Source organism: Gordonia sp. CPCC 205515 (assembly GCF_048537925.1).
Classification (GTDB): Bacteria; Actinomycetota; Actinomycetes; order Mycobacteriales; family Mycobacteriaceae; genus Gordonia.
The window spans coordinates 35,717-59,978 of record NZ_JBCLVJ010000024.1; the positions used below are offsets into that span (position 1 = coordinate 35,717).

Annotated in this window: 21 protein-coding genes and 2 pseudogenes; 10 read left to right on the forward strand and 13 right to left on the reverse strand. The window is 66.4% G+C overall.

Annotated features, from left to right (window positions below; all coding sequences use genetic code 11):
* Positions 1-11: 11 nt before the first annotated feature.
* Genes AAFP30_RS27595 through glf form a run of 3 tightly spaced genes read right to left on the reverse strand, consistent with a single transcriptional unit; the run spans position 12 to position 3,698 of the window.
* Positions 12-554: a phosphatase PAP2 family protein gene (locus AAFP30_RS27595; protein ID WP_419233289.1), complete on the reverse strand. Its 543-nt coding sequence runs from the start codon at positions 552-554 to the stop codon at positions 12-14.
* Complete coding sequence (locus AAFP30_RS27600; RefSeq protein WP_419233260.1) at positions 550-2,493, reverse strand: glycosyltransferase; 1,944 nt, start codon at positions 2,491-2,493, stop codon at positions 550-552. The genes AAFP30_RS27595 and AAFP30_RS27600 overlap by 5 nt, the downstream gene beginning before the upstream one ends.
* Positions 2,490-3,698 (reverse strand): UDP-galactopyranose mutase, encoded by a 1,209-nt coding sequence (gene glf / locus AAFP30_RS27605; RefSeq protein WP_419233261.1) that lies wholly within the window; start codon positions 3,696-3,698, stop codon positions 2,490-2,492. Before glf ends, AAFP30_RS27600 begins: the two co-directional genes overlap by 4 nt.
* Before the next feature lie 172 nt (positions 3,699-3,870).
* Here glf and AAFP30_RS27610 point away from each other — a divergent pair, with 172 nt between their 5' ends.
* The 5 genes and pseudogenes from AAFP30_RS27610 to AAFP30_RS27630 all read left to right on the forward strand — a co-directional run bounded on the left by AAFP30_RS27610 (position 3,871) and on the right by AAFP30_RS27630 (position 7,634).
* On the forward strand, positions 3,871-4,590 hold the full coding sequence (locus AAFP30_RS27610; protein WP_419233262.1) for a glycosyltransferase: 720 nt from the start codon (positions 3,871-3,873) through the stop codon (positions 4,588-4,590).
* Positions 4,587-5,504, forward strand: a pseudogene (locus AAFP30_RS27615) (acyl-CoA dehydrogenase family protein); the annotation flags it as partial. The gene AAFP30_RS27610 and the pseudogene AAFP30_RS27615, both read left to right, overlap by 4 nt.
* 162 nt (positions 5,505-5,666) lie before the next feature.
* A pseudogene (locus AAFP30_RS27620) lies at positions 5,667-6,290 on the forward strand (PIG-L deacetylase family protein); the annotation flags it as partial.
* Positions 6,287-6,910, forward strand: a complete 624-nt coding sequence (locus AAFP30_RS27625; protein WP_419233263.1) for a class I SAM-dependent DNA methyltransferase — start codon at positions 6,287-6,289, stop codon at positions 6,908-6,910. The pseudogene AAFP30_RS27620 and the gene AAFP30_RS27625, both read left to right, overlap by 4 nt.
* A gap of 40 nt (positions 6,911-6,950) precedes the next feature.
* Complete coding sequence (locus AAFP30_RS27630) at positions 6,951-7,634, forward strand: GAF and ANTAR domain-containing protein (RefSeq protein WP_419233264.1); 684 nt, start codon at positions 6,951-6,953, stop codon at positions 7,632-7,634.
* A 4-nt stretch (positions 7,635-7,638) separates the two neighbouring features.
* Here the strand turns inward: AAFP30_RS27630 and AAFP30_RS27635 are convergent, their stop codons facing one another.
* The 4 genes from AAFP30_RS27635 to AAFP30_RS27650 all read right to left on the reverse strand — a co-directional run bounded on the left by AAFP30_RS27635 (position 7,639) and on the right by AAFP30_RS27650 (position 11,708).
* On the reverse strand, positions 7,639-9,180 hold the full coding sequence (locus tag AAFP30_RS27635; protein ID WP_419233265.1) for a SpoIID/LytB domain-containing protein: 1,542 nt from the start codon (positions 9,178-9,180) through the stop codon (positions 7,639-7,641).
* Between the two features lie 167 nt (positions 9,181-9,347).
* The gene (locus AAFP30_RS27640) at positions 9,348-10,178 is read right to left on the reverse strand and encodes an HAD family hydrolase (RefSeq protein WP_419233266.1); all 831 of its coding nucleotides are present in this window, start codon (positions 10,176-10,178) and stop codon (positions 9,348-9,350) included.
* Positions 10,175-10,942, reverse strand: a complete 768-nt coding sequence (locus tag AAFP30_RS27645) for a lysophospholipid acyltransferase family protein (protein WP_419233267.1) — start codon at positions 10,940-10,942, stop codon at positions 10,175-10,177. The genes AAFP30_RS27640 and AAFP30_RS27645 overlap by 4 nt, the downstream gene beginning before the upstream one ends.
* 7 nt (positions 10,943-10,949) lie before the next feature.
* Positions 10,950-11,708 (reverse strand): lysophospholipid acyltransferase family protein, encoded by a 759-nt coding sequence (locus AAFP30_RS27650; protein WP_419233268.1) that lies wholly within the window; start codon positions 11,706-11,708, stop codon positions 10,950-10,952.
* 148 nt (positions 11,709-11,856) lie between these two features.
* On the opposite strand from AAFP30_RS27650, the gene AAFP30_RS27655 reads away from it, so the two are divergent.
* Entirely contained in the window at positions 11,857-13,455 is a 1,599-nt protein-coding gene (locus tag AAFP30_RS27655; protein WP_419233269.1) for a Rieske 2Fe-2S domain-containing protein, read from the forward strand.
* A 21-nt stretch (positions 13,456-13,476) separates the two neighbouring features.
* Positions 13,477-14,124 (forward strand): TetR/AcrR family transcriptional regulator, encoded by a 648-nt coding sequence (locus tag AAFP30_RS27660; RefSeq protein WP_419233270.1) that lies wholly within the window; start codon positions 13,477-13,479, stop codon positions 14,122-14,124.
* A gap of 2 nt (positions 14,125-14,126) precedes the next feature.
* Here AAFP30_RS27660 and AAFP30_RS27665 read toward each other — a convergent pair whose 3' ends face one another.
* Positions 14,127-14,969 carry a hypothetical protein gene (locus AAFP30_RS27665; RefSeq protein ID WP_419233271.1) on the reverse strand — a complete coding sequence of 281 codons (843 nt, stop codon included), beginning with the start codon at positions 14,967-14,969 and terminating at the stop codon, positions 14,127-14,129.
* Positions 14,970-15,073: 104 nt separating this feature from the next.
* Between AAFP30_RS27665 and AAFP30_RS27670 the strand changes: the two genes are divergently transcribed.
* Positions 15,074-15,655, forward strand: coding sequence for a dihydrofolate reductase family protein (locus AAFP30_RS27670; protein ID WP_419233272.1), 582 nt, complete (start codon positions 15,074-15,076; stop codon positions 15,653-15,655).
* A gap of 70 nt (positions 15,656-15,725) precedes the next feature.
* Here AAFP30_RS27670 and AAFP30_RS27675 read toward each other — a convergent pair whose 3' ends face one another.
* Positions 15,726-17,108: an MFS transporter gene (locus tag AAFP30_RS27675; protein ID WP_419233273.1), complete on the reverse strand. Its 1,383-nt coding sequence runs from the start codon at positions 17,106-17,108 to the stop codon at positions 15,726-15,728.
* A gap of 134 nt (positions 17,109-17,242) precedes the next feature.
* Between AAFP30_RS27675 and AAFP30_RS27680 the strand changes: the two genes are divergently transcribed.
* A complete protein-coding gene (locus AAFP30_RS27680; protein ID WP_419233274.1) occupies positions 17,243-18,730 on the forward strand; it encodes a PucR family transcriptional regulator in 1,488 nt (495 codons plus the stop codon).
* Here AAFP30_RS27680 and AAFP30_RS27685 read toward each other — a convergent pair whose 3' ends face one another.
* Positions 18,731-20,722, reverse strand: a complete 1,992-nt coding sequence (locus tag AAFP30_RS27685; protein ID WP_419233275.1) for an FAD-dependent oxidoreductase — start codon at positions 20,720-20,722, stop codon at positions 18,731-18,733. It lies immediately after the preceding gene.
* 142 nt (positions 20,723-20,864) lie between these two features.
* On the opposite strand from AAFP30_RS27685, the gene AAFP30_RS27690 reads away from it, so the two are divergent.
* On the forward strand, positions 20,865-21,290 hold the full coding sequence (locus tag AAFP30_RS27690; RefSeq protein WP_419233276.1) for a DUF1801 domain-containing protein: 426 nt from the start codon (positions 20,865-20,867) through the stop codon (positions 21,288-21,290).
* Here the strand turns inward: AAFP30_RS27690 and AAFP30_RS27695 are convergent.
* From AAFP30_RS27695 to serS, 3 genes are read right to left on the reverse strand one after another with little or no spacing between them, the layout of a single operon-like run.
* Positions 21,283-22,212: an EamA/RhaT family transporter gene (locus AAFP30_RS27695; protein ID WP_419233277.1), complete on the reverse strand. Its 930-nt coding sequence runs from the start codon at positions 22,210-22,212 to the stop codon at positions 21,283-21,285. The genes AAFP30_RS27690 and AAFP30_RS27695 overlap by 8 nt on opposite strands.
* On the reverse strand, positions 22,209-22,955 hold the full coding sequence (locus tag AAFP30_RS27700; RefSeq protein ID WP_419233278.1) for a glutamine amidotransferase: 747 nt from the start codon (positions 22,953-22,955) through the stop codon (positions 22,209-22,211). The genes AAFP30_RS27695 and AAFP30_RS27700 overlap by 4 nt, the downstream gene beginning before the upstream one ends.
* A gap of 14 nt (positions 22,956-22,969) precedes the next feature.
* The gene (gene serS / locus AAFP30_RS27705) at positions 22,970-24,226 is read right to left on the reverse strand and encodes a serine--tRNA ligase (RefSeq protein WP_419233279.1); all 1,257 of its coding nucleotides are present in this window, start codon (positions 24,224-24,226) and stop codon (positions 22,970-22,972) included.
* Positions 24,227-24,262: the final 36 nt, after the last annotated feature.

A 24,262-nucleotide genomic window follows, 5' to 3' on the forward strand; every position in this document is an offset into this window, starting at 1 on the left:
CGTCGCGCGCGTCACTGTTGTGTCGCGAACAGTCTGTCACTCGCGATCACCGCACCGGCGCTCGCCGCACCGATCGCGGCACCGGCCAGCACGTCGGTCGGGTAGTGCACGCCCAGCACGAGTCGGGAGGCGAGCATCGGCGGGACGAGCAGGGCGGGTAACAGCGCCGGGGGTGCACCGGCGGCGCGGCCGATCAGGATGGCCGCGGCGGTCGTCGACGTGGCGTGCGACGACGGGAAGCTCAGCTGACTCGGGGTGGACACGCCCACCTCGATCGCCGGATCGCTGGGCCGGGGACGCCGCACGATCCGCTTGATGATCACCGACGCCGCGTGCGCGCCGAACGCGCCGACACCGGCCTCGATCCACTTGCGCTGCGCGTCGGCGTTGCCGCGGCGGCGGGCCAGCGCCCAGCCTGCAGCACTGACCCCGACCCACCCGAGGGAGTGCTCCCCGAAGTGCGAGAGCCCCCGCGCCGCGGACTTGGCTCCGGGCAGCGCACCGACGGTGTTCTGGACGTCGTAGAGAATGCCGAGCTCGCCGGATGGCTCAATCGATTCCGAAGACACGCGCCCAGCTCTCCTCACTGGTCAGTTCCCGATGCTTGGCGCGGTATTGCTCGCGCATCTCCGGGAATTTCTCCTGCAACTCCTTGACCAACGCGAAGTGCTCGCGCGCCAGGTCCATCATCTTGTCCCGGTCACGCTGTCGGTACACCACGCCACGGCCGTCGGCGGTGGTCACGGTGACCCCGTCGACCCGGCCGAGGGAGAACCAACGAGCCTCGATCGGCGGGTAATTCGCTTGCGGCACTTCGTGATGCCGCGGATCAGCGGGGCGGGCATTGTTGCGCACGGAGGCGGCGAGCGCCTTGAGCTTGGCGACCTTGCCAAGCGGCGGGTTGGTGCCGAGGTGGGTGGCCTCACCGCTGGTGCGGGGCAGTTCGGTGGCCGACGGCAGGACGACCGCATCGGGGAACTGCTTACGCATCTCGGCGACCTTGGGCAGTGCGGTCGGCAGCAGACTGCGGATGTGGTCGGGGCCGGCGAGAAAGTCGCGGATGGCCTCGTTCTGGATCGCGACCGTCGAATACTCCAGGCACAGCAGGTGTTTCGCCGTCGCCTTGGTCATCGACCGGACGATGCCCTTCATCGGCCCGTCGTGGTGGATGGACGCGACGACCAATCGGTTGCGCAGGTGGAAGTACGCCTGCCAGTCGATGGCATCGTCCTTGTCACTCCAGGCCATGTGCCAGATGGCGATACCCGGGATCGTCGCGGTGGGATAGCCGGCCTTGGCCGCGCGCAGCGCGAACTCCCAGTCGTCCCACTTGATGAACAACGGCATCGGCAGGCCGATGGTCTGCGCGCACTCCCGCGGGATCATGCACATCCACCAGCCATTGCCCTCGACGTCGATGCGACGATGCAGGTTCTTGGAGTTCTCCCGGTCGCGGAGTGGATATTTCGCGAAGTTGTGGTCGTAATCGACGAACGGCGCGGCGGTCCACATGAAGTTGTGCCGATTGATGACCTCGCCCATGCAATGCAGATGGCTGCGGTCCTGCAGATTGAGCATCTGCCCGCCGACAAGCATCGGGGTGCGCGCGAACCGCGACATGGCCAGCGCCCGCAGGATGGAGTCGGGCTCGATGGCGATGTCGTCATCCATATACAGCACGTACGGGGAGTCGGTGCGCCGCAACGCTTCATACATGATGCGGGCATAGCCGCCGGACCCGCCGAGGTTGGGTTGGTCGAAGATGTGCAGCCGGTCGCCGAGCGCGGCGGCCGCCTCGGTATAGCCCGGTTCGTCGATGACCTTGCGGGTGCCCTGATCGGGCATCAGCACGGCGTCGATCACCCCGTCCACCAACGGATCCGAGGTGAGCGCGGCCAGTGCGGCGACCGCGTCGTTGGGCCGGTTGAAGGTGGGGATACCGACCGTAACTCGTTTGGTCTCAGGGCCGCTCGGTGCGTCGATCGGCGCGTACCAGCCCGCGGCGACGATCTCGGTGTCGGTGTCGGTGGTGACGTCGAACCAGATCCAGCCGCCGTCCTCGAAGGGTCCGAGGTCGAGTTCGAATTCGATGACGCCCCGGCCGTTTTCGTCGGTCGGCACCAGGTCTCCGCCGATGCCTATGCGGGCGCCGTCGAACTTCGAGCGGTAGAGGTCGACGCGGCAGGTGCCCACGACCTCGATGCGCAGCACCACCGACTCCAGGATGCTCCAGCGCCGCCAGTACGACGCGGCGAACGCGTTGAAGTAGGTCTCGAAGCTGACCTCGGACTCAGCGCCGAGCGACACCGCGGTGCGGCTGGGTGCGTGCGCGCGACGCGAATTGTCGTGCGATTCCTGCAGATACAGCGACCGCACGTCGATCGGTTCCCCGGGCCGCGGGAAGATCACCCGTTGCAGCAGGGTTTTCGCCTTCGACGACGGGTCGTCGACCTCGGCCGGGGCGTTGTTCTGTTGGGTGGGGGTCACACTCATGCGTCATTGCCTTCCGCCAGTGCCGCGCCCTCGGTGAGGTGCGGCGCCAGCGTGTTGTCGAACATGGTGAGCGCGCTCGCGATCGCCATGTGCATGTCCAGGTACTGGTAGGTGCCGAGGCGGCCGCCGAAAAGCACTTTGCGCTCGGCGGTTTCGGTCCTGGCGAGATCGCGGTAGGCGGCGACCATCTGCCGGTCCTCGGGCGTGTTGATCGGGTAGTACGGTTCGTCGTCGTCTTTCGCGAATCGTCCGTATTCGCGCATGATCACGGTCTTGTCGTCGGGATAACCGCTTCGTTCCGGATGGAAGTGACGGAACTCGTGAATGCGGGTGTAGGGCACGTCCGCGTCGTTGTAGTTCATCACCGGGGTGCCCTGGAAATCACCGGTCTCCAGTACCTCGACCTCGAAATCGAGTGTGCGCCAACCGAGTCGGCCGGCCGAGTAGTCGAAGTACCGATCCAGCGGCCCGGTGTAGACAATGGGCGCATCGGGTGATGCGGCACGCAGTTCGTCACGGACGGCGAACCAGTCGGTGTCGAGGCGGACCTCGATGCGGTCGTCGGCGGCCATCCGTTCCAGCCACGCGGTGTAGCCATCGACCGGCAGGCCCTCGTAGGTGTCGTTGAAGTAGCGGTTGTCGAAGGTGTAACGCACGGGCAGCCGGGTGATGTTGCCCGCCGGGAGGTTCTTCGGATCGGTCTCCCACTGCTTGGCGGTGTAGTGCTTGATGAACGCCTCATAGAGCGGGCGACCGATCAGGCTGATCGCCTTCTCCTCGAAGTTCGCCGCCTCCTTGGTGTCGATCTCGGCGGCCTGTTCGGCGATCAGTGCGCGCGCCTCATCGGGGCTGAAGTACCGTCCGAAGAACTGCGACACCAGACCCAGTCCCATCGGGAACTGGTACGACTGGCCTTGGTACATGGCGAACACGCGGTGCTGATAGTTCGTGAAGTCGGTGAACTGGTTGACGTAGTCCCACACCCGCTTGTTGGAGGTGTGGAACAGGTGCGCGCCGTACTTGTGGACCTCGATACCGGTGGTCGGCTCGGCCTCCGAGTAGGCGTTGCCACCGAGGTGGTGGCGCCGCTCGACCACGAGGACCCGCTTGTCGAGCTGGGTCGCCGCCCGCTCGGCGACGGTGAGCCCGAAGAATCCGGAACCGACGACGATCAGGTCGTAGGAGTTCGCACTGTTGACCACCACGGGAGTTCAGGGTAACGGACGCAACCTGAGGAATCGCCGCACGCGCCGCGTCCTGGCCGGTCATCGGCATATCTCGGCTGCTTCGCGTGGCAGAGATCACGGGTAGGGTTGGTGGTCCGGCCTGCAGCCATCGGGCTCCCATCACCTGTTTGCGGTGTTCAGGAGGCTGCCCGTGACCGATCCCGCCCATAACCGACGACGAGGCATCGAACGCATCTTCGTGGTCGTGCCGGCGCACAACGAACAATGTCTGCTACCCGCCTGCCTGGCGTCCCTGTCGGCGGCGGCCGCGCACGTACCGGTTCCCGTCGAGGTCACCGTTGTCCTCGACACGTGCACCGATGCGACCCGTCGGGCCGTCCCCCGCCACGTCAACACGCTCGAGGTCAGCTACCGATCCGTCGGTGCCGCCCGCCGCGCGGGGTTCGCCGAGCCCTTCGGTTATCTGGACGCCGGCGCGCTCGCCACCACCTGGTTGGCAACCACCGACGCCGACTCGACGGTTCCGGCGCACTGGTTCGCCCAGCAACTGACCAGCGCGGCGGCCGGGGCCGACGGCTACGCGGGCACCGTCACTCCGCGGGATTGGGTCGGGTGGCCGGACCACACCGCCCTGCGATTCGCGCAGCGCTACCGCGGGCGCGACGGCCACCGGCACATCCATGGAGCCAACCTCGCGTTCCGGGCCCAGGCCTACGCGGCCGTCGGCGGCTTCTCGACGATCTCCGCCCACGAAGACGTCGATCTCGTCCGCCGACTCGAGGCCGACGGTGCGCGGATCGCCTGGTGCGGGCGCGCTCCGGTGGTCACCTCGACCCGCCGCCGCAGTCGCACCGACGGAGGCTTCGCGACCTATCTGCACTCACTGACCGGACCGGTGGCGCCGTCGTGACCGACCTCGTCGACGCCGCACGCTGCCGTCTGCCCTACCCGGGCGAGGGGGCGACCGCCGAGCGCTGGGCGACCCTGTCGGAGTGGTGTCGCACCGACATCTCCATCGGCCGATTGTTGGAAGCCCACTTCGACGCCGACGCGATCCTGCACGACATCGTCGGCGGCGGCGTCCGGTCCGGCCAGTTCTGGGGAGTCTGGGCCGCCGAACCACCCGCACCGCGAGTCACCGCGACCCGGCGGAACGATGGGTGGTTCCTCACCGGCACCAAACCGTGGTGTTCGGGCGTCGGCGTCTGCACCCATGCGCTGATCACCGCCGACGTCGGCGATTCGGATACCGCGGCCCGCCGACTGTTCGCCGTCGACCTGACCCGGCCCGGGGTCCGACGCGGCGACTGCACAGAGTGGGTGGCGGCCGGTATGCGCGCCACCGAAACCGGCGCGGTGACCTTCGACGACGTACCGGCCGACCCGATCGGCCCGGCGGGCGCCTACCTCGACCGCCCGGGATTCTGGCATGGCGGGATCGGGGTGGCCGCGTGCTGGCTCGGCGGCGCCGAGAAGGTGGCGGACCTTCTGTACCGCCGCAGCGCGGAGCGGTCCGATGAGCTGACCCTGATGCATCTCGGTGCGGTGGACGCACTGTTGAGCAGCGGGCGCCACCTGCTCGCTGCCGTGGCCGACGAGATCGACCGGCATCCGTCCGATCTCGATCTCGCCCGTCACCAGGCGTTCGCCGTGCGGTGGAGCATCGAACAGACCGCGACCGCCGTCCTCGACCGCGTCGCCCGTGCGCTCGGGCCCGGTCCGCTCGCACATGACGCCGATCACGCCCAGTCCGTCGCCGACCTGCAGATCTACCTCCGCCAGTCACACGCCGACCGTGATCTGGTCACGCTCGGTCGACTCGTGGCCGAGTCGGGGAAACCGCAGCTCTCGGCCACGTCGGCGCGGTTGGCCGCCACGCCCACCGACGGTGACGGCACTCCCGAATCGCAGTGGCACGAGTGGCTCGGATCGCGTAGCTGGTCGCCGCTCGACTTGTCGGTGGATCGCCTCGTCGTCCTCGCTGCCCATCCGGACGACGAGGTGCTGGGCGCCGGCGGGATCATGACCGCGGCGACGCAGGCCGGCATCGAGGTGCGGATCGTCTGCATGTCCGACGGCTCGGCGTCGCACCCCGGCTCACCCACCCTGTCACCGGAGCAACTGGGCGTTCGCCGTCATCTCGAATTGACCGCGGCGACCGAGACTCTCGGCTTGCGCCCACCGGACTGGCACGGACTGCCGGACGGTCACCTCGTCGATCATCACGCCTCGATGGTCGCCATCATCGAGCGTGCCGTGGCGGAGTCCGCGGGCCGGGTGGGGCTGCTCGCGGTGTGGTCGGGCGACGGACACCCCGATCACGAGGCGGTAGGGCAGTGCGCCACCGAAGTGGCTCGCGCACAAGGTCTTCCGCTCTGGATGTATCCGGTGTGGATGTGGCACTGGGCGCACCCGGGCGATCGGGCGGTGCCGTGGGATCGGCTTCGGGTGCAGCCGCTCACCGCGCCCGTGCTCGCGGCCAAACGCGCCGCGATCGACTGCTTCGAGACCCAGATCCATCCCCTGTCGTCGGCGCCCGCCGACCGCGCGGTGCTCTCCGCCCAGATGCTCGCGCACCTGACCCGCGATCAGGAGTATGTGTTCGCATGAACCGCTTGTCGGACAGCTACTTTCACGAGATGTACGCCACCGAGGACGATCCGTGGGGATTCGGGGATCGGTGGTACGAACAGCGGAAGTATCAGCTCACGCTGGCCGCGCTGAGTGCACCCACCTACGGTCGGGCCTTCGAGGCGGGCTGCTCGATCGGCGTACTGAGCGAACAACTCGCCCCGCGCTGCGACCACCTGCTGTGCGTCGACGTCGCCGACCGCGCGACGACACTCGCCGCCCAACGGCTGGCACGGTTCGGTGACCGCGTCGAGGTGCAGACCCGGGATTTCGTCGACGGCTGGCCGCCCGGCGAGTTCGATCTGATCGTGCTCAGTGAGGTGTTGTACTACCTCGAACCGGCCACGCTCGACCGGCTCGTCGACCGGTTGACCACAGCGCTGACCGACGTCGGCGAGTTGATCGTGGTGCATTGGCGGTGGCCGGTGGCGGAGTATCCGCAAACCGGGGACGCCGTGCACGACCGGCTGACCGCGTCCGCGCTGCACCAGAGCGCCTCGTATCGTGACGCTGACCTGCGGCTCGACGTCTTCCATCGCAGCGACCGCCCGTCGGTGGCCCAGTCCGAGGGCTTGGTGTCGGCCGAGGTAATACGCTGAAGATCTGGTTCGAGCGGCCGGTGGCCGGGGAGGATGCGCGATGACTGTGGACATCAGTGTGCGGATGGCCGGGCTGGTCCGTGATCTGCACGTCGAGAGCAGCGACACCGAGGCGATGCTGCGCGGGATGTCGAAGGCTGCGGTGAGCACCGTGCCGGGCGCGGAGTATGCCAGCGTCACCCTGGTCACGCGTGGACGTATCGAGACACCGGTGATGGTCGGCGATCTCGCGGGCAGCTCCGACGACCTGCAGCGCGAGCTGATCGAGGGGCCGTGCCTGCGCGCCGCCCTCGACGACTCCACCATCCTCATCAGGGACATGTCGCAGGAGACGCGGTGGCCCCGATTCGCGCCTGCGGCAACCGAGTTGGGCATCCTGTCGATGGTGTGCTTCTGCCTCTACATCGACGGCAAGGACTCGGCCGCACTCAATTTGCACAGCACCCGGCGGGATGCCTTCGACGCCGATGCCCGCGCCCTGGGTGAACTGTTCGCCGCGCACTGCGCCACCGCGTTCGCGACCGTGCGGGAACGTGAGCAATTGCGCAGCGCTCTCACCTCCCGCGACATCATCGGTCAGGCGAAGGGGATGCTGATGGAGCGGTACGGCATCGACGCCGACGCCGCCTTCGCGCTGCTGGCCCGGCTCTCTCAGGAAACCAACACCAAACTCGTCGCGGTGGCCGAACAACTCGTCCTCGCGGGACCCGATCAGCGGCGGTGACCGGCTACCGCAGCCGGTCCGCGGTCGGAAAGCCCAGCACCGGCTGGCCGCCGCGCTCTAGATAGTCCGCCAGACTCGCGCCGACCAGGGCGTGCGCACCGGTCTGCTGGCTGAACAGCATCAGCCCGCGCTGGAAGAGCTGGACCACGCCCTTGCCGTCGGGGGTCAGCGTCGGCACCCCGATCGCCTGTCCGAGTGGCCCGGTGATCGCCCCGAGTTCGGTGTACTTGCCGCTCAGCGCGCTGGTCCCGATGTTGAGCAACTGGGTGGCGCCGGGCAGCAGGCTGTCCGACAGAGTGCTGAGGCTGCCCAGATCCAGGCCACCGCTGCCGCCCGGGGCGGTCGGCGGGGTGACGATCTTCGGTTTGGTCGCCTGACCCTGGATGGCGAACCACGACGATTTGAGTTTGAGCAGGTTGCGGGCCTCTTCCCCGCTGACCTCACGGGTGCCGCCCGAACCGACCGCGCGCACCTTGATTGCCCGCCCGTTTTCCGCGCCCAGCCCGTTGGCTTCGGTGACCTCGAGGCTGCGTAGCGCACCCACGCCGAACGCCGCGCCGGCGCTGGCCGCGCTGACGGTGGCTGTCCAGTTGCGGTTCGGGGACACGGAGTCGCCGTCGTCACGCACTGCCGGGAACCGTCCGCCTGCGGTGTAACCGCCGGTCGACGACGAGAATTCGGTGAAGGCCGGCTTGCCACCCTGCAGCAAGATCTGGCCGGCGGTCGCGTCGGCGGCTCGGTTGGTACGCGGGTCCTCACTCGCGACGGCGCCGTAGACCTGGGAGTTCTGGGTGTCGTCGATCTTCTTGCCACCGGCGATCGCGGCAAGCGCGTAGGTTCGCGCGGCGACGGCCTGCGCCTTGAGTGCTTCGGCCCCACCGGCGTCGGCCCAGCCTGGAGAACTCTCCTTGGGGATGACGCCCTTGACGTAGTCGTCGACGTTCAACCGGTTGACGACCCGCCCGCCGTCGAAGCCGAGTGCTCCGCGATAGGCCTGATTGGAGCCGCAATACTTCAGGAACTCGTTCGGCGGCCGACTCGCGGCCATGCTGATGGGTTCGACGAATTGGGCGGGTACCGATCGGACGACCGCGCCACCGCAGCCGTTGGTGATGGTGGCCGTGGCCCCGGACAGGCTGACCGCCTGCCCGGGGGCCACCGTTTGGCCACCGACTCGCATTCCGGCGTCCGCGTGCACATTCACCGAATTCTTCCCGGTCAGAGCGACCGAGATATCGGGTCTGTCCACCTTCCCCGCGGTGGTGCCGCCGTAATAGTGGCGCAAAATCTGCGACGCCGACCAGCCCTGTTTGGCGTAGCCGAAGGCGCCGTACTGCCCCATGCCGCGACCATGACCGAGGCCATGGCCGATCAATGTCAGCTCGGAACCGGCCGAGAGCGTGATCCGCTGGGTGGTCTCACCCTGCGTGGACTCGCTCGGGGCACCGACGGTCAGTAAGCCCCCCACGAGGACGGCGGGGATCACCCCGACCGCGGCCAGGGAGAGCGTACGGACACGAGCATGCCGTGGGCGTGCGTTGACCAAGGTCTCGGCCTCCCCGTCGGTTCTGTTACTGAAGTGACTCGTGTGACTCTAGTGAACTCACGAGTAGGACGACAACCCGAGGAGGTCACAACCGCGTCACGAGTTGAATCGGCGCGAGAATGGGCGAAAGTTCTTCCGCAGATGCGATGGCCTGAGATGGCAAGCCCTCAGCCGAACCACCGCTCGAGCACCCGCGCCACGCCGTCCTCGTTATTGCCCACGGTGATCTCGTCGGCCGCCTCCCGTGCCGCGGGATGACCGTGCCCCATCGCGACCCCGTGATGTGCCCACGTCAGCATCTCGACGTCGTTGGGCATGTCGCCGAACGCGACCGTGGCACTGTCGTCGAGGTGCGCGAGAGCGGCGAGCATCTCGAGGCCGGAGGCCTTGTGGGTGTCCGGCAACGACAGTTCGATCAGGCCGTTGTCGGTGGAGAAGGTGATCTGCGCGAGTGACCCGACGACCGGAGCCATCCGCGCGGCCATCTCCTGACTTGACATTTCCGGTTGCCGGACAAGGAGTTTCACCGCCGGTTCGGAGTACACCTCGTCGTCGCCAACCTCGACGTGGTCGGGATTGAGCCACGCGTGACGGTATCCGGAGGTCGCGACGAATGGCGGGGTGGCCGCGTCGTGCGCCGAACGCCCGACGCGCTCGGCGGCGATGCCACATCCCGGCAACTGCCGATAGGCCCGCTCGACGAGAAGCTCGAGCGCCTCGGGATGCATTGTCGCCGAGACCATCACGTGGTCATGCGCGACGTCGTAGACGATGGCGCCGTTGGCGCACACCGCATACCGGACGGGCGAGTTGCCGTCGAACTGGTCGGTGATCTCGGCGATCCAGCGCGGTGGGCGGCCGGTCGCGAGCACGAACTCGGCCCCCGAATCACGGGCCGCACCAAGCACTTTCAGGGTCCGTTCGGAGACCTTGTTGGCATCGTCGATCAATGTGCCGTCGACGTCACTGGCGATCAGGGTGGGTGGTCCGAAGCTCATCTCTTCTCCTGGGCCTTGCGGGCGCGAGCCGCCGCCTTCCGGGCGGCGTCGGCGTCCTCGATCACGTGCGCTTCCTCGGGCGTGGGTGCCGACCCACCGAGTCGTGCCGGCACCCAGAACTCACCGGCGGGATGTGGTCCGTAGTCGCTCTGCACCTCGAGCAGTTCGACTTTCATCACCTCACGGAGTCGGTGCGTGGCGTCCTCGGGCGATTCGTCGACGTCGACGCGGAACGGCAGGCCGTACCGCACCGCGACGGGAATGTGCTTGCGCCCCATCTGCCGTACCCCACCCTTGGTCCACTGCCGGTGAGCACCCCAGACGACCGCCGGGATGATCGGCACGCGGGCTTCGGCGGCCATGCGGACCGCCCCGGTCTTGAACTCCTTGAGTTCGAAGCTGCGGCTGATCGTCGCCTCCGGGTAGACCACGACGATTTCCCCCTCGCGCAGCCGGGCGACCGCGGCGCCGTAGGCCTCGGCCCCCACCGACCGGTCGACCGGCACCGTCTTGGTGTGGTGGACCAGGAACCGCATGATCGCGACGTCCATCACCTCGGACTTGATCATGAAGCGGGCCCGTCGTCCGGCGCGTTGCACACCCAGCGCAGCCGGCAGGAAGTCGACATAGCTGGTGTGGTTGACGGTCAGGACCGCGCCTCCGGAGGGCGGGATGTTCTCGATGCCGCGGTAGGTCAGTTTCAGGCCCTGGGCATGCGCGAGTCCGTTCGCGATGATCTCCAGGGTCCGAAAGACCGGTTCCACGTCGGTGTCAGCCTTCCTCGCGTTGGGCTCGTCGGGCCGCGCGTGCGGCCTGCTCCTCGGCGTCCATCCGGTTGGCCTCCTCCAAGGTGGGCGCCGAACCGCCGAGCCGGGCGGGCACCCAGAACTCGCCCTGGGGATGCTCTCCGTAGGCGTCCTGCAGTTCGAGGAGCTTTTCGCCCATCACCTTGTGCAGCTTCGCGGTGATCGCCTCGGCGTCACCGACCGGCTCGACCGGCTCCGCGACGCCGATCGCGATCTTGGTGTTGGTCCGGCCGAGACGCTTCGGATAGCCCTTGGTCCAGATGCGCTGGGCGCCCCAGATCACCGTCGGGATGATCGGCGCGTCCGCCTCGAGCGCCATCCGCGCCGCCCCGGACTTGAACTCCTTGAGCTCGAAGCTGCGGCTGATCGTCGCCTCCGGGTAGACACCGACGAGTTCGCCACGCTTGAGGTTGTCAACGGCGTCCCGATAGCTCTGCGCACCGTTGCTGCGATCGACCGGGATGTGCTTGAGCGCACGCATGATCGGGCCGGAGATCTTGTTGTCGAAGACCTCTTTCTTGGCCATGAACCGCACATACCGTTTGCCCTGCAGATAGGCCGGGATGCCCGCGTAGGTGAAGTCCATGTAGCCGGTGTGATTAATCGCGACGACGCCCGCGCCCGACGTGGGCACGTTCTCCACACCCGAGATGCTGAACTTGAGTCCCTCGGCCAACCACAGCAGCCGTGCCGTGGTGATGACGGTGGAGTAGACGGGTTCCATGTGACGAGCTTATCGGTCAATCGGGAACCGGGCCGAAGGTCCCACTCCCCCGCCTCGATGCCGTGCCCGAAGGTCCCCGACGCTACCCTTGACACGGACTTTCCCGGACCCAGCTCAGTCCGGTCCGGACCACCCAGGAGGCGAGAACTTGCAGATCACCAGTGTTGGACATGCCGGATTCCACATTCAGACGGCGGCCGGCTCCATCCTCTGCGATCCCTGGGTCAACCCGGCGTACTTCGCGTCGTGGGTGCCCTTCCCGGACAACTCGGAGCTGGACTGGAAGGCCCTCGGCGACTGCGACTATCTCTACGTCTCACATCTGCACCGGGACCACTTCGACGAGAAGAACCTGCGGGAGAACATCAACAAGGACGCCACCGTCCTGCTGCCCGACTACCCGGTGCCCGACCTCAAGCGCGAGCTGGAGAAGCTCGGGTTCACCAAGTTCGTGGAGACCACCGACTCGGTGAAGACGACGGTCACCAACGAGAAGGGCTCGCTCGATGTGATGATCATCGCGCTGCGTGCCCCCGCCGACGGCCCGATCGGCGACAGCGGCCTCATCGTCTCCGACGGTGAGACGGTCTGCTTCAACATGAACGACGCGCGGCCGATCGACCTCGACGTCATCGACGACGCCTTCGGGCACGTCGACGTCCATCTCCTCCAGTACTCGGGGGCCATCTGGTACCCGATGGTCTACGACATCCCACGCAAGTCGAAGGCCAACTTCGCCGCGCAGAAACGACAGCGCGGCATGGACCGGGCGCGGTCCTACATCGAGCAGGTCGGTGCCACCTGGGTCGTCCCGTCCGCCGGTCCGCCGATGTTCCTCGACGACGACCTGTTCGGGCTCAACGACTTCGGTTCCGGCGTCGAGGATTCGGACAATGAGCGTCCGGGCGACGTCACGTCGATCTTCCCCGACCAAGAGACCTTCCTGGAACAGATGCGCATCCATGGCACCGACGATGGTGAGAAGCATCGCGGACTGATGATGGTGTCCGGGTCCGTCGCCGAATTCACTGGCTCGACGCTGAACGAGGTCACCCATCCCTACGCGCCGCACGAGGTGTTCGGTGAGAACAAGCAGGCCTATCTGGAGCGGATGAAGGAGAAGTTCGCGCCGGTCATCGCCGCCGACAAGGCGACCTGGGCGTCCGACGACGGCGATCCGTTGCTGCCGCCGCTGCGCGATCTGTTCGAGCCGATCATGGCTCAATCGGATCTGATCTGCGACGGCATCGGCTACCCGGTCGGACTCGTGATGGGCGACCAGACCGTCGTCCTCGACTTCCCCAATCGCATCGTTCGTGAGCCGAAGGAAGGGGAAGGCAAGTACCGCTACGGCTTTCGGATTGCGCCGGAACTCGTCCGGACCGTGCTGCGTGACGACGAACCGGACTGGGTGAACACCATCTTCTTGTCCACCCGATTCACCACCTGGCGGATCGGTGGATACAACGAGTACTTGTACACTTTCTTCAAATGTTTGACAGACGAACGAATTGCCTACGCGGACGGTTGGTTTGCCGAGGCGCACGACGATTCGGCGTCAATCGACAAGGACGGCTGGGAGATTCAGCGTCGATGCCCGCACCTGAAGGCGGACCTGTCGAAGTTCGGGGTGATCGAGGGCGAGAAGCTCACCTGCAACCTGCACGGGTGGCAGTGGGACCTGCCGAGTGGCCGCTGCCTGACGTCCAAAGGACATGAATTGCGCGCCAACCGAATCGGCCAGTGATTTGTCGCTTATCGTAGGTATGTGCCCCAGCGCTCATACGGCGGGCGGTCGGTAGCCGAACGTCAAGCCGAACGATTCGACCGCTTCATGGCGGCTGCGCTCGATGTGTTCGGCACCCAGGGGTACGCGCAGGGCACGGTGTCGGCGGTCTGCAGTGCCGCCGGGTTGTCACGCCGACAGTTCTACGAGTTGTTCGAGAGCCGCGAGGATCTGCTCATCGCGGCCTACGACATGATCCACGCCGAGGCGCGCGACGCGGTGATCGCGGCGTTCGGGTCCGTCGACGATTCGGTCGCCGACGTCTCCGCACGTGTGCGGCCGGGCATCGCGGCGTTTTTCGACTCGGTTGCCGCCGACCCGCGCCGGATGCGAATTGCGTTCATCGAGGTCGCGGGCGTGAGTCCGCGCGTCGAGGCGCATCGCCTGGGTGCGCGAGCAGAGTGGACGACGTTCTTTTCCGCGATGGCCGACACGATTGCGCCCGAGCTGAGCGAGTCGGAGTTCGGCTGGAGTTACGAGGCGGCCGCGTTCGTCGGCGCGCTGACCGAAGCGGGTCATCTGTGGACCGACGCGACGCCCCGTCCCGATCGTGACGTCGTCGTCGACATGCTCATGGGCATCATCATGTCGTTCGTCCGTGACCGGATGACCCGCGACATCGGGGCCTGACCTCAGCCGTGCGGCACTGCAGGCGATGACGCGACGGTCACCGCCCCGGCGACCGCGGCGATGAATGCGATCAACGCCACGATCCCCCACCCCGGGCGAGTCGTATCGCCCAGCACCAAGATGCCGACCACACCCGGGATCACCGTCTCGCCCACCACGATCGCCGCCGACGCGCCCTGTACCGAACCCGTCTGCAGCGCGATGGTGAACAGATAGAACCCGCCTCCCCCGCCGACGAGGATCGCGTAGAACGCCGCGCTGGTGAGTACGGCAGCCGGGTCGAATGGGTCGATTCCGGGGACGATGCGGACCGCGATGGCCAGCATGCCGAACAACACACCGCCGATCAGTCCGGCGATGATGGCGATCCGATCACCGTATTGGCGAATGAGCAAGTGCGCCACCGCGAACAGACCGAGAGCGGCCAGCAGGCACATCCACCCGAGCCGGTAGTGGTCACCCTCATGGCCCTCGTCGCCGGCGGTGAAGCTCAGCACCACCAGCGCCACCACCACGACACCGATCGCGGTCCAGTCCCGGCGCGACAAGCGGGTGTGCAAGACGACGACCGCGAGTACCGCGGTGACGGCGAGGTTCGCGCTGATGATGGTCTGCGACAGGAACAACGGGATGAGTCGGGCCGACACCATCGAACCGGTGAAACCGACCGCGTCGAGGGCCATGCCGGCCAGGAACGACGCGGTGAGCATCGCGGTGATGGTCGAGCGCAGGGTGGGCGCCGCGGCCTCGTGTCGCTCCACGCTCTGCGCGCCGCGTGCCTGCAGCACCGACGCCGTGCCGTAGGACAGCGCCGCGAGCACTGCGGCGAGGATGCCGATGATCATGCACAGAGTCTTGCACCCCCGCACCCCAACCGATGAGTTCCGACCGCGAACACGGTCAGATCGGTAGCCGCAGTCAGCGGTTCCCCGTCGAGAAGGAGCGCCCGATGCGCAGGCTAGTGCTGAAGATGTCGATGTCATTGGACGGATTCGTTGCCGGACCGAACGGTGAGATGGACTGGTCGCAGCGCGCGCGAAGCAAGGACTCCGGCGCCTGGGTACTCGACACTCTCCAGAGCGCCGATGTTCACCTGATGGGCGCCGGCTTCTACACCGAGACCCGCTCCTACTGGTCGAAGGCGAGCGGGCCCATGGCTGCGGCGATGAACGACACTCCGAAGGTGGTGGCGACCCATAGCGCCAAGCCCGCCGCATCCGGCGGTGACGGCACCTGGAAGTCGCCCTACATCGCCGACGGCAACCTCGACGTCGATGTCCAACGTCTGAAAGACGGGCCCGGCGAGGTCATTCTCGTCAACGGCGGCGTCCGACTCGCGCGCAGCCTGGTCCGGCTCGGATTGGTCGACGAATATCGGCTCGTGATCGCTCCGATCGCGCTGGGCACCGGCCGGTCGATCTTCTCCGATCTGGCCGCACCACTGGACCTAGCCCTCGTCGACACGACCGTGTTCAGCGGCGGGATCGTCGCGCAGACGCTGGTGCCGAAGCACACAAAACCGAGAACATGAGATCCGACGAAGGCCGGGACAGCAGATGTGATCTGCTGTCCCGGCACCTTGTCATCGTCCGGTCAGGCGGTCACCGAGCGGCTACCCGTCCGGTCTTCTTCTTCTGCGCTGGCTGACCTACTCCCACCGTCGAGGTCTCTTCCAGCGATCGACCGGCGGTTTCCGGGGCCCATGCGTAGCAGACCACGAATCCGATGATCGTCAGGAGCGCACCGAATCCCATGGTCGGTCCGATACCGAGGTGATCGATGCTGATCGGCAGCAAGTACGTGCCGGTGGCCGCACCGATCCGGCTGATACCGACGGCCGCGCCCACCGCGGTGGCACGGACCTCGGTCGGGAAAAGTTCGTTCGGGTAGATCCACTCGAGGATGCTCGGGCCACCGGACGCGAAGGCGTAGACGCAGAAGCCGAGCACCACAACCCAGATCGGCGCATCGGGCACCAACCACAAGACGAGAAATGGCACGGCCATGATCGCGAACGGCACGATCGTCATCTTCCGGCGACCGATCGTCTCGACCCACCGCAGTGCCGGGATGGCGCCGACGGCGAACAACACGATGATGACGGTCTCCACCAGCAAGCTCACCGATCCGGAATCCGCGGAGATCGCGAAGCCGGCGAGGATCACCGGGAGGAAGGTCATCATGGCGTACTGCGGAGTGATCTGCGCAAGATAGAGCGTGCCGCACATGATGGTCCGCTTCAGGTAGCCGCCACGCAGGATCGCCATGAACGATCCCTTCTCGGAGGCCGGGGCTTGGTCCTTCGTCAGCTCAACCTTGTGTCCATACACCTGCTCGATGACGGCCTGGGCCTCGTCGATACGACCCTTGTTCAGCAGCCAGCGCGGCGACTCCGGAATGCCGCGACGCGCAAGCACCACGATGACACCGAGTACCGCTGCCGTGCCCAGCATGAATCGCCAGTTCTGGTGGTCGCCCGAAACGCCGACGACAATGGCTCCGACAATGTAGGCGAACGCGGCCCCGACCGACCAACTGACGCCGGTCAGACCAATCATGAAGCCGCGCTTCTTACTCGGCGTGAACTCAGTGAGCAGGGATGTCGCGATCGGATAGTCGGCGCCGATGGCCAGTCCGATGATCAGTCGAAGCAGGATCAGCTGCCACGCCTCCTGGACAAAGATGCAGAGCACGCAGCCCGCCACGAGGACAGTGAGGTCCAGCGCATACATCTTCTCGCGCCCGATTCGGTCGGTCAGAGCACCGAAAAGGGTTGCGCCGAAGAAGATTCCGATCAGCGATGCCGCACCGATCAGTCCCACCTCCGAGCTCGACGGTCCGAGGTCGGCCTTGATGCCAACCATGGCAACGCCGATGATGCTCAGTACGTAGCCGTCAAGAAATGGGCCGCCGCAACAGGCGATCAATAGTTTGCGGTGAAATCGCGACGTGGGTGCATCGTCGATTACGTCGAATGTCTTCATCGAAACCTCTGTGTCGTGGGGGAACGATAGAACCGTAATGCCGATCACAAATCTGGGATAGGCGACTGCAGTATGATTAGCGGGCCCCGCATCATCCACCAGTAGTAGAGTCAAGGCATAGAGAGGGACCTTCCTTGGCCAGCCTCACCGTCGCGGACCTCGTCGTCATGCGTCAGCTTTCCTGTACACCACTTGCCGGTGATTCCGGGCTCGACCATCGGCTGGTCTGGGCGCATGTCTGCGAGCTGCCGGATCCGTGGAACTGGGTGGGCGCGGACGAGCTGTTGATGACGACCGGGATGTGTATACCGAAAAGCGCTGCCGACCAACGTGATCTGGTGCGACACCTACACGAGCGCGGTACGGCCGGAATCGCCATCGGCGACGATCAGCAGGCACCTCCGCTGCACGATGAGATGTTTGCCGAGGCCAACCGGCTCGGTTACCCCATTCTGTCGGTGGGACATTCAACGCCGTTCTCCGCCATCGGCCGCACCGTGGCCGTTGCCGCGCAGAGCGAGCAGATCATCCGGATCGCGCGGCTCAGTAAGCTCTACGAAGCAACCCGTTCGGCCGCGCTGGGCGAGGCCACGTTGCTCGATCAGATCTCGCGCGAACTCGGATTCGAAGTCCACGTGGTCGATGTCGAGGTTCACTCGGAGGTATTGGCTCGTCGCACGCGATTGCCGCGCGACGTGGTGACGGCGGTCGTCGACGAGGTTGGCGACCGGCTGGACCGACTCCCCACTCGACTACCTGTCGTGCGTGACGAACGTCTGGTTGCAACGACTTTTCCGCTACCGACTCATCGCAAATGCATGCTCGTCGCCGAAGGTCCGGACGAGGTCGAACTCGACGCGTTCGTCCTGTTGCACAGCCAGAGCCTGGTGGCCATCGAGGTCGAACGGTTGACGCGCGAACGGGAGCGCACCGACGCCGCCGAAGAACAGCTGATGCGCCAGATCGTCGACGGCGCCTTGGGGTTCGATGCCGCAGAACCGCTACTCGAGCAGCTCGGCTTGGCTCACCAACAGTGGGCGGTACTGTGCTTCGCGGTCACTCAGCTTCCGTTCGCGCGCACCGTCATCGGGGATCTGACGATCTCGAAGATGACCATGTCGACCGGCGAAGAGAGCTACCTTCTGGTGGCGGACAGAGATTTCGACGAGGTGGTGTCCGCCTTGCGGCCGACGATCCCCGCGATCGGAGTATCGGCACGCACCACCGCGATCACCCGCCTCGGCGACGCGCTACGGCAAGCGCGCTGGGCGTTGCACGCAGCACGCGCGGATGGCAGCTCTCTCGCCGAATACTCCTCAGCAGCACCGCTTTTTCTGCCCCGAACGCTCAGTGAGGCACACTTCGCCGCGCGGGCCATCCTTGGTGACCTCATCGACTACGACGCCGAGAACCAGTCCCAATTGGTCGAGACCTTGGATGCCTATCTGAGTCTGGATCGCAGTTGGACCGAGACCGCAGACCAACTGCTGATCCATCGACAGACGTTGGGTTACCGGCTGAAGAAGATCGAGGCGCTCACCGGGCGCAGCACGAAGAGTTCTGCCGACATCTCCTCATTCTGGAACGCGTTGGTGGCCTACCGGATCAGTCGGGGTAGTTGATCAGATCGTCGCGGCCACCCGTAGTGCCTCGAGCGTGGCCTCTTCCACGGTTCGCGGCGCCATGCAGTCGCCGATTCCATACACCTCGATATCGGCGATTCCCTGGAGTTCGGTCAGCAACGAATTCTGTTGCACATGACCCAGATTCACCACGAGCCCGGCCACGTCCTCGATGAGAACCGGTTCTCCGGTGAGGGTGTTCTGCAGGTACACAGTGTCCTCGTCGGCACCGAAGAGTCGCGCGTTCGGCACTACTGAGACCTTCGCCTTGTACGCAGAGGCCAGCATCGCGTTGCGTGTGTACTGCTGCAGGGTCTCTCCGGCCGTGTATCCGTTGACGCACAACGTCACCTGTCGGCCCCCGCTGCGGGCGATCAGTTCTGCCACTCCCAGACCACCCCAGTCGCAACGCCAATCGGCGACGACGATGTGACCCTTTGGCAGCTCGGCAGCGTTGCTGGTGATCACATCCCAGGTATTGGCCACCGGCATGGCGTCATCGAGTTCGAGGCCCGCCGGCAGGTAGGGGGTGGCACCCGTCGCGACGATGACGGCATCGGGATTCTCGCTGAGAACGAGTTCGGAATCCACCCTGACCCGCGTCTTGACGGTGACACCGTAGCGCTGCAGTTCGTTCTCGAGATTCGTGGTGGCGCCTCCGAACTCGGCGCGACCCGGTAGACGTTCGGCGAGGCGAACCTGACCCCCCACTCGCCCATCGGCCTCGAACAGCACGACCCGATGACCACGTTGGGCCGCAACGGACGCCGCCTTCATGCCGGCGGGTCCGCCACCGACGACCATGACATAGCGACTCTCCGATGCACGACGCAGAGTTCCGTACTCCTGTTCGCGCCCTGTTTCCGGGCGTTGGATGCATGAGATCGGATAACCGGCATGAAAGTGGCCGATGCACGCCTGATTACAGGCAATGCACGCCCGAACCTCTTCTACTCGATGGCTTTCCGCCTTGATCGGCATCTCGGGATCGCAGATGAGAGCGCGCGTCATGGCGCACGCATCCGCCGATCCTGAGGACAGGACGAGTTCGGCGTCCTGCGGCTGATTGATCCGACCGGCCACGAGCACCGGCACCGAAACGGCTGCCTTGATGTTCTTTGCCGACGGCGCGGTGTAGGCCGATTCGAAGGCCATCGGCGGCACGATGTGCACCGATCCGGCAGTCGTCGACGACGTACCTTCGGTCACGTTGAAGTAGTCGAGCAATCCGTCCTCGTCGAGCCTGCGACACACCTCGACCATCTCGTCCGGCTCGGCTCCGTCGAAGGACTTGTCGGTGGCCGAGATACGCAGGCCGACAACGAAACTGCTCCCGACCGCGTCGCGCACCTGTCGAATAATACTGCGCAGGAATCGCATCCGGTTCTCGAGGTCTCCGCCGTACTCGTCATCGCGCTGGTTGACCGCCGGGTTGAGGAATTGCGCCGGCAGATATCCGTGGCTCGCCACCACCTCGACGCCGTCGAAGCCGGCGCGCTGCAGGCGGACCGCTCCGGTCGCGAAGCCCGCGATGACTTCGTCGATCTCGGTCGTGGTCATGGGTTTCGGCATGACGTGGAAACGCTCGTTCGGTACTGCCGAGGGCGCCAACGCAACCGGTAGCGCACCGTCAGACGACTCCATGATCTCGCGGCCGGGGTGGAAGATTTGCGAGACCACCTTGCAGCCGTGCTCGTGGACCGCGTCGGCGAGTCGCCGATAGCCGTCGATGCAGCTGTCGTCGGTGACCATCAGCACGTGCGAGGTGTAGCGGGCCGATTCATGGACGCCGGCGACCTGGGTGACGATCAAACCGGCCCCACCCTCGGCGCGCGCCCGGTGGTAGGCGATCAGACGGTCCGTGACCCGCCCATCCTCAGCCATGACCGTGTCGTGGCCCGAGGAGAAGATCCGGTTCTTGAGGTCGACCGGCCCCACCTTCAGCGGGCTGAACAGGGTCGGAAAGTCGGCAGGGGCTGCTGCGCTGGTCATGACGGTGTCCTTCGAGAGATCCGGGTGCGTCATCCACAGTCGCATACAAGCAGGCCGAGGAGCACTGTACGTCAGCTAGAAGATCTCCTCGGTTTCATACTGCAGTACATCCGCTGTCGCAGATGTGCCCTACCATCGCCCCATGAAGCCCACCGACGGCGACGTCGCCGCACACCTGGCCGCGATCACCCCGGCTGCTCGTCGGCGTGATGCGCACACCGTCGTCGACATCATGCGCGAGATCACCGGCGCGGAGCCCGTTCTGTGGGGCTCGATCATCGGCTTCGGCACGTGCCACTACCGCTACCCCACCGGCACGGAGGGGGACTCGCCGATCATCAGCCTGGCCCCGCGGAAGAAATCGCTGACCATCTACCTCCTCGACGGCGTCGACGCCCACGAGGAGCGCCTCGCCGCGCTGTGCCCGCACACCACCGGCCGCGGATGTCTCTATCTACCCGATGTCGATGCCGTGGACCGCGCGACGCTGACCGCGTTGCTCACGGAGTCGCACCGGCGGGTCACCGACAATGACGTCGACGGCGCGGACATCACCGTGATCAGTTGATCTCCCGCACCGGATGCCCGTATCCGCGCGGCAGATTCGTCGCATCCCCCGATTCGACCGCGGTCACCGCACCCGAGGACGCGAGCACGACACCACCGGCAACGGCGGCGACGAAGGCGATCACCGCGACCAGTCCCCAGCCGGGGCGGGTGGTGTCGCCGAGGAACCAGATGCCGACCGCACCGGGCAGCACGGTCTGCCCGACGACGAGGGCCGCGGCGGCCCCGTTGACCGAGCCGGTCTGCAGCGCGACGGTGAAGAGGTAGAAGCCGCCGATCCCGCTGAAGATCAACGCGTACAGCGCGGGATCGGTGAACAGAGCACCCGGCGCGAACGGGTCGAGTCCGTCGAGGATGCGCGACGCGATGGCCATCACCCCGAACACCGCGCCGGCTATGAGTCCGGTGGCGGCGGCGATGTGCCGCTTCAGGTTTCGCATCACCACCAGACCGACCACGAACAGGGCGGGTCCGGCGATCAGCACCGCCCAGTGCATCCATCGGTCCTCGGTGACACCTTCCCGCCCCGCGGACACCGCCAGCAGCACCAACGCCACCACCACCACGGCGCCGGCGATCCAGTCCCGCATGGTCAGCGACACGTGTAGCACCACCATCGCCAACAATGCGGTGGCAACGAGGCGCGCGGAAATGATGGTCTGCGACAAGAACAATGGGATCAGTCGCGCGGAGAGGATGGTCGCGACGAAGCCGACGATGTCGAAGGCGAAGCCGATCAGGAACGGCACGGTGAGCATCGTCGCGACGGTGGAGCGTAGGGACGGATGGGCTTTCGCGGATTGTCGTCGTTCCTCCCGCACCGCCGCGCGCTGGGCCACCTGGTCGGCGCCCAGTGCCTGCAGGACGGCCGCGGCCGCGAACGACAGTGAGCCGATCACCGCGATGATGATGCCGAGCGTCATCGCTGGCCTCGTGCCAGTTCGACGAAGCGCCGCAACAGTTCCGGCGGATGGGTGACGACGCTCCGCCGCGCCATCGCCTGCAGCGCGTCGTGCTCGGCGGGGTCGTAGTAGCCGTGATGCTGATAGGTGGTGATCCGCGTGCAGAGTCCGTCGACGTCGAGCTCGGGATGGAACTGAGTCGCATACACTCGCGATCCGACGCGGAACGCCTGCACCGGGCAGGCCGGCGACGACGCCAGAGCGACTGCCCCGGGCGACAGTTCGCTGATCGCCTCCTTGTGTCCGACGAACGCGTCGAACGTCGGTGGGAGAACGCCGAACAGCGGGTCGGCCTGCCCGGCGTCGGACAGCGTCACCGGCACCGCACTGATCGGTTCGGAGAACGTCCGGTCCACGACCGCACCTTGGTGGGTGCCGAGCAGGCCGATGCCGTAGCACGCGCCGAGGAACCAGGTGTCGGCCGCGACGATCCGGTCCAGCAACGCCGCGAGTTCGGTCTCGACCCGACGCTGAATCGGATGCTTGAGGTGGTCGGGGTCGCTCGCGTTGAACGGTCCGCCGCCGACGATGATCCCGGCGTAGTCGTCGACGACGACGTCGCCGATCGGGGCCTGTTCGGTCCGGACCCGGATCAACTCGGACTCGGCCAGCCCGGCGAACCGGGCGAAGGCCGCATACTCCTCGTCCGCGGCGTCGTCGTCGGCGCGAATGGACAGCAGCAGGAACGGTTTCGACACGGTCATCAACAGGTCCGCGGTCAGGCGGGCGCGAGTACCTCGGTGCCGACGAACTTGGCCAGCTCGGGCGGCAGCTTCACCGTGCCGTCGGGCTGCTGGTGGTTCTCCAGGATCGCGACGATCCAGCGAGTGGTGGCCAGCGTGCCGTTCAGCGTCGCGGCCACCTGCGGTTTACCGTTCTCGTCGCGGTAGCGGATGGAGAGTCGTCGGGCCTGGAAGGTGGTGCAATTCGACGTCGAGGTGAGTTCGCGGTAGCGGTTCTGCGTCGGCACCCACGCCTCGCAGTCGAACTTGCGGGCCGCTGACGACCCGAGGTCGCCGCCGGCGACGTCGATGACCCGGTAGGGGACGTCGATCGCGGCGAGCATGTCCTTCTCCCAGCCGAGCAGTTTCTGGTGTTCGGCGTCGGCGTCTTCGGGCTTGCAGTAGACGAAGCCCTCGACCTTGTCGAACTGGTGCACCCGGATGATCCCCTGGGTGTCCTTGCCGTAGCTGCCGGCCTCGCGGCGGAAGCAGCTCGACCACCCGGCGTACCGCTTGGGTCCGGCGGACAGGTCGATGATCTCGTTCATGTGATAGCCGGCCAGCGGCACCTCGGAGGTACCGACCAGGTAGAGGTCGTCCTCTTCGAGGTGGTAGACCTCGTCGGCGTGGGCGCCGAGGAAGCCGGTGCCACCCATCACCTCCGGCCGCACCAGTACCGGCGGAATCATCAGGGTGAAGCCGTTGGCGGCGGCCTTCTGCGCGGCCATGGTGAGCAGCCCGAGCTGCAGCATCGCGCCCTGCCCGGTGAGGAAGTAGAACCGGGAGCCCGACACCTTGGCGCCGCGTTCCATGTCGAGCAGGCCGAGCGAGGTGCCGAGTTCGAGGTGGTCTTTGACGTTCTCGATCTCGCGGGGTTCGCCGACGTGCTCGAGGACCACGAAGTCGTCTTCGCCACCGGCCGGTGCCCCGTCCTGCACGATGTTGGAGATGGCTCGGTGCGCCGCCTCGGCGGCCTCGTCGGCCGTCGACTGTCGGGCGCCGGCGGCCTTGACCTGCTCGGCGAGTTCCTTGCCCTTGGCGAGGAGGGCCTGCTTCTCGTCGCCCTGTGCCTTGCCGACCTGCTTACCGAGGGCCTTCTGCTCCGATCGCAGGGTGTCGGCCTCGACGATCGCGGCACGCCGCGCGACGTCGGCGTCGAGCAGGGCATCCACCAGGCCGGGATCTTCGCCGCGGGTCCGTTGCGAGGCGCGCACGAGGTCGGGGTTCTCACGCAGAATCTTCAGGTCGATCACACTGCAGAACCCTACCGGGATGCGATCGCCTACCTC

Excerpts from the sequence above, each read along its gene's own strand:
- AAFP30_RS27600 (WP_419233260.1), bottom strand. The coding sequence starts at position 2,493 with ATGAGTGTGACCCCCACCCAACAGAACAACGCCCCGGCCGAGGTCGAC.
- AAFP30_RS27625 (WP_419233263.1), top strand. The coding sequence starts at position 6,287 with ATGAACCGCTTGTCGGACAGCTACTTTCACGAGATGTACGCCACCGAG.
- AAFP30_RS27630 (WP_419233264.1), top strand. The coding sequence starts at position 6,951 with ATGACTGTGGACATCAGTGTGCGGATGGCCGGGCTGGTCCGTGATCTG.
- AAFP30_RS27640 (WP_419233266.1), bottom strand. The coding sequence starts at position 10,178 with ATGAGCTTCGGACCACCCACCCTGATCGCCAGTGACGTCGACGGCACA.
- AAFP30_RS27650 (WP_419233268.1), bottom strand. The coding sequence starts at position 11,708 with ATGGAACCCGTCTACTCCACCGTCATCACCACGGCACGGCTGCTGTGG.
- AAFP30_RS27665 (WP_419233271.1), bottom strand. The coding sequence starts at position 14,969 with ATGATCATCGGCATCCTCGCCGCAGTGCTCGCGGCGCTGTCCTACGGC.
- AAFP30_RS27670 (WP_419233272.1), top strand. The coding sequence starts at position 15,074 with ATGCGCAGGCTAGTGCTGAAGATGTCGATGTCATTGGACGGATTCGTT.
- AAFP30_RS27675 (WP_419233273.1), bottom strand. The coding sequence starts at position 17,108 with ATGAAGACATTCGACGTAATCGACGATGCACCCACGTCGCGATTTCAC.
- AAFP30_RS27685 (WP_419233275.1), bottom strand. The coding sequence starts at position 20,722 with ATGACCAGCGCAGCAGCCCCTGCCGACTTTCCGACCCTGTTCAGCCCG.
- AAFP30_RS27690 (WP_419233276.1), top strand. The coding sequence starts at position 20,865 with ATGAAGCCCACCGACGGCGACGTCGCCGCACACCTGGCCGCGATCACC.
- AAFP30_RS27695 (WP_419233277.1), bottom strand. The coding sequence starts at position 22,212 with ATGACGCTCGGCATCATCATCGCGGTGATCGGCTCACTGTCGTTCGCG.
- AAFP30_RS27700 (WP_419233278.1), bottom strand. The coding sequence starts at position 22,955 with ATGACCGTGTCGAAACCGTTCCTGCTGCTGTCCATTCGCGCCGACGAC.